This window comes from Albidovulum sp. (genome assembly GCF_008933605.1).
Taxonomy (GTDB): Bacteria; Pseudomonadota; Alphaproteobacteria; order Rhodobacterales; family Rhodobacteraceae; genus Albidovulum.
In genome coordinates, this window is record NZ_WBUS01000227.1 from 1 (window position 1) to 3,724 (window position 3,724).

At 70.0% G+C, this 3,724-nt stretch carries 4 protein-coding genes and 1 pseudogene; 3 read left to right on the forward strand and 2 right to left on the reverse strand.

Annotated elements, in window-relative coordinates:
- Nucleotides 1-1,134, forward strand: a pseudogene (locus tag F9K34_RS17800) (hypothetical protein); the annotation flags it as partial.
- A gap of 25 nt (nt 1,135-1,159) precedes the next feature.
- Here F9K34_RS17800 and F9K34_RS17805 read toward each other — a convergent pair.
- Together F9K34_RS17805 and F9K34_RS17810 are read right to left on the reverse strand one after the other, a co-directional pair.
- The gene (locus tag F9K34_RS17805; protein ID WP_291338449.1) at nt 1,160-1,417 is read right to left on the reverse strand and encodes a DUF2842 domain-containing protein; all 258 of its coding nucleotides are present in this window, start codon (nt 1,415-1,417) and stop codon (nt 1,160-1,162) included.
- On the reverse strand, nt 1,417-2,709 hold the full coding sequence (locus tag F9K34_RS17810; RefSeq protein ID WP_291338450.1) for an adenylosuccinate synthase: 1,293 nt from the start codon (nt 2,707-2,709) through the stop codon (nt 1,417-1,419). Before F9K34_RS17810 ends, F9K34_RS17805 begins: the two co-directional genes overlap by 1 nt.
- Nucleotides 2,710-2,938: 229 nt before the next feature.
- On the opposite strand from F9K34_RS17810, the gene F9K34_RS17815 reads away from it, so the two are divergent.
- The gene (locus F9K34_RS17815; RefSeq protein ID WP_291338451.1) at nt 2,939-3,367 is read left to right on the forward strand and encodes a CBS domain-containing protein; all 429 of its coding nucleotides are present in this window, start codon (nt 2,939-2,941) and stop codon (nt 3,365-3,367) included.
- Nucleotides 3,368-3,466: 99 nt separating this feature from the next.
- On the forward strand, nt 3,467-3,724 hold a 258-nt coding region (gene secG, locus F9K34_RS17820; RefSeq protein ID WP_291338452.1), incomplete at its 3' end, for a preprotein translocase subunit SecG.

A 3,724-nucleotide genomic window follows, 5' to 3' on the forward strand; every position in this document is an offset into this window, starting at 1 on the left:
GTCCTCGGCCTCGTCTTCCTCGAGGTCGCGGAGGAGGAGGAGGAACCCGTCATCGCCGCCGCCATCGAGGAGCGCGCGGAGGACACCGGGACCGAAGAGGAGGTCGAGCACGCAGCGATCTTCGCGGCGCTGACCGAAGCCGGGGACGACGCCGGGCGCTTCGAGGAAGACCTCGCGGAAGCGCCTGAGGACATCGAATCGGTCGTAGCCGAGGAAACCGCCGACGAGGGTGAAGACGAGGGACACGCGGCGATCCTCGCCGAGATCGGCGCAGCCATCTCGGCTTCGCAGGAAGACGCGGAGGCCGACGAGGCCCTGTCGCGCGATCTCGCGGCGATTGCCCGCGACGCCCGCCGGGACTCCCACGAGGGTCGCGCCATTCTCGAAGACCACGCCGGCGATGGCGACGCGTCGATGGAACGGCTCATGGAAGAGGCGAAGTCGAAGCTCGAAGGCGACGAGAGCCGCCGCCGCTTCTCGGCCATCGCGCATCTGAAGGCCGCCGTCGCCGCGACCGTGGCCGACCGCAAGCTGAAGCCGCAGGCGATGCCGACCGACCAGGCCGGCCCGGACGAGGACATCGACCGCTACCGCGACGACCTGTCGAAGGCCGTCCGCCCGCGCCGCCCGGTGGCCGAAGGCACGCCGGCGACGCGCCGCCCGGCACTCAACGACCGGCCCGCGCCGCTGGTGCTCGTCTCCGAGCAGCGCGTCGATGTTCCGGCCGACGAGATCCGGCCGGCCGCCGTCGTCCGCCCGCGCCGGATCGGTGCCACCGCGCTCTCGGTCTCCGAGGTCGAGGAGGATTTCGACGACGAGGCGCCGCTCTCGCCCGAGGAGGCCCGGAGCTTCGCCGAGTTCGCCGACCGCCTCGGCGCGACGAACCTTGCCGACCTTCTCGAAGCCGCCGCCGCCTATACCGCGACGGTCGAGGGCCTGCCGCATTTCTCGCGTCCGCACATCCTGAAGAAGGTGTCGGGCTATACCGAGGAGGACGAATTCACCCGCGAGGATGGCCTGCGTTCCTTCGGGATGCTGCTCCGCCAGGGCAAGATCCAGAAGATCAGCCGCGGCCAGTTCACCATCACCGAGTCCTCGCGCTTCATGGAGCAGGCGCGCCGCGTGGCGCGCTGATCCCGGCACTGGCGGTAACCCCGTGTCAGGCGGAGCGGTCCCCGGACCGCTCCGTTTCCGTTTCCGGATCGGGCTTGCCGATGCCGCGGAAGACGAAGCGGAAGGGCAGCGCCCAGAGGAAGCCTAGCGTCACGTAGACGGCAAGCTCGGCCAGCAGCGGCAGCCGACCGTAGCGGTCGTTGATCCAGCCGGTCAGCGTCACCGCCGCGACGATGTAGGCGGGCAGCCCCACCACCAGGATCAGGGCCGAGAGACGCCGGCGGGTGCGGTACGACAGCGCCATCAGTCGGCGAAGGGGTCGGTGACGAGGATCGTGTCCTCGCGCTCGGGCGAGGTCGAGAGCATGGCGACCGGGCACTGGATCAGTTCCTCGATCCGGCGGACATACTTCACCGCCGCGCCGGGAAGGTCCGCCCAGCTCCGCGCGCCCTCGGTCGAGGCGCTCCAGCCCTCGACCTCCTCGTAGACGGGGGTGCAGCGCGCCTGCTGGTCGGCCGCAGTGGGCAGGTAATCGAGTACCTGGCCGTCAAGTTCGTAGCCGGTGCAGATGCGGATCGTCTCGAACCCGTCGAGCACGTCGAGCTTGGTGAGCGCGATGCCGTTGATGCCGGAAATCGCGCAGGTCTGGCGCACCAGCACCGCGTCGAACCAGCCGCAGCGGCGCTTTCGCCCCGTGACCGTGCCGAATTCGCGCCCGCGTGTGCCGAGCCGCTCGCCGTCGGCATCCTTCAGCTCGGTCGGGAACGGCCCCTCGCCCACCCGGGTCGTGTAGGCCTTCACGATGCCGAGCACGAAATCGATGGCGCCCGGCCCGAGGCCGACCCCGGTCGCCGCCTGGCCCGCGATGACGTTGGAGGAGGTCACGAAGGGATAGGTGCCGAAGTCGATGTCGAGAAGCGAGCCCTGGGCTCCCTCGAAGAGGATGCGCTTGCCCGCCCGCCGCGCCTCGTTCATCACCTTCCAGACCGGGGCGGCGTAATTCAGGATCTCCGGCGCGATGGCGTTGAGCTTGCCCAGAAGCTCCGCGCGGTCGATGGGCGCGAGCCCGAGGCCCGCGCGCAGCGCGTTGTGGTGGACGAGCGCGCGGTCCACGCGCAGCTCCAGCGTCGCCGGATCGGCGAGGTCGGCGACCCGGATCACCCGGCGGCCCACCTTGTCCTCGTAGGCCGGGCCGATGCCCCGCCCGGTGGTGCCGATCTTGGCCACGCTCGCCTGCGCCTCCCTCGCGCGGTCAAGCTCGCCATGGTAGGGCAGGATCAGGGGCGTGTTCTCGGCGATCATCAGCGTCGCGGGGCTGATCTCCACCCCCTTCTCGCGGATCGCGGCGATTTCCGAGACGAGGTGCCAGGGGTCGAGCACCACGCCGTTGCCGATGACGCTGAGCTTGCCGCCCCGCACCACGCCCGAGGGCAGCGCGTTGAGCTTGTAGACCTCGCCGCCCACGACGAGCGTATGGCCTGCGTTGTGCCCGCCCTGGAAGCGGGCAATCACGTCGGCGCGTTCGCTGAGCCAGTCGACGATCTTGCCCTTGCCCTCGTCCCCCCACTGGGCGCCTACCACAACGACATTGGCCATCGGTCCTGCTCCTTGCACCGGCAAACGGGCCCCGTATAGCGGCGCCCGACAGCCGACGGAACCCCAATCTTGGCGCCCCCTGCCCGGCCAGCGGCAGCGGTCCCGGGCGGCGATTGACACAGGTCAACGTCCTGCGGCCCGATCTGCCGCATGATATCTTCAGGTTGGTCCGCGTCGCCGGGCATCCTCCGGCGTGCCCGGGCGGGGCATCTCAATCGGAGGTCTCAGCATGGCATTCGTTCGCGACATTCTCGACGCCAAGGGCCGCGGCATCTACCGCGTCGGCCCCGACGACATGGTGCTCGCCGCACTCAAGCTTATGGCGGAGCGCGACATCGGCGCGGTGCTCGTGACCGAGGGCGACCGGCTCGTCGGCATCTTCACCGAACGGCTCTACGCGCGCGAGGTCTTCCTCAAGGGCCGCGCCTCGCCCGGCACCCGGGTCGGCGAGGTGATGGAGCGCGACGTGATCACGGTCTCGCCCGACGAGACGGTGGACCTCTGCATGGCGCTGATGACGGAACACCGCATCCGGCACCTTCCGGTCATGGAGGCAGGCCGCCTCGCCGGCATGATCTCCATCGGCGACCTGATGAAGCGCATCATCGAGGACCGGGAATTCGACATCGGCCAGCTCGTCGACTACGTCGCCCGGTAGTGCCCTGCGAACGCCCGGACGGGGGCGCGACTGAGGGGGTTGCGGCGCGGGGCGCATCGCCCTAGATAGGCGCGTCGGCACGTGACAAAGGCCCCGCCCATGGAAAACGTCCTCCTCACCGTCCACCTGATCATCGCGCTGATGATGATCGGCGTGGTGCTCCTGCAGCGGTCGGAGGGCGGCGGGCTTCTCTCCGGCGGGGGCGCCTTTTCGGCGCGGGGCGCGGCGAACGCGCTGACCAAGGTCACCTGGATCCTCGCGGTCGCCTTCATCGCCACCTCGATCACGCTCACGGTCCTCGCCGCCGAGAAGTCGAAGGGCGGATCGGTCCTCGACACCGCGGGCGAGGACCGTGAG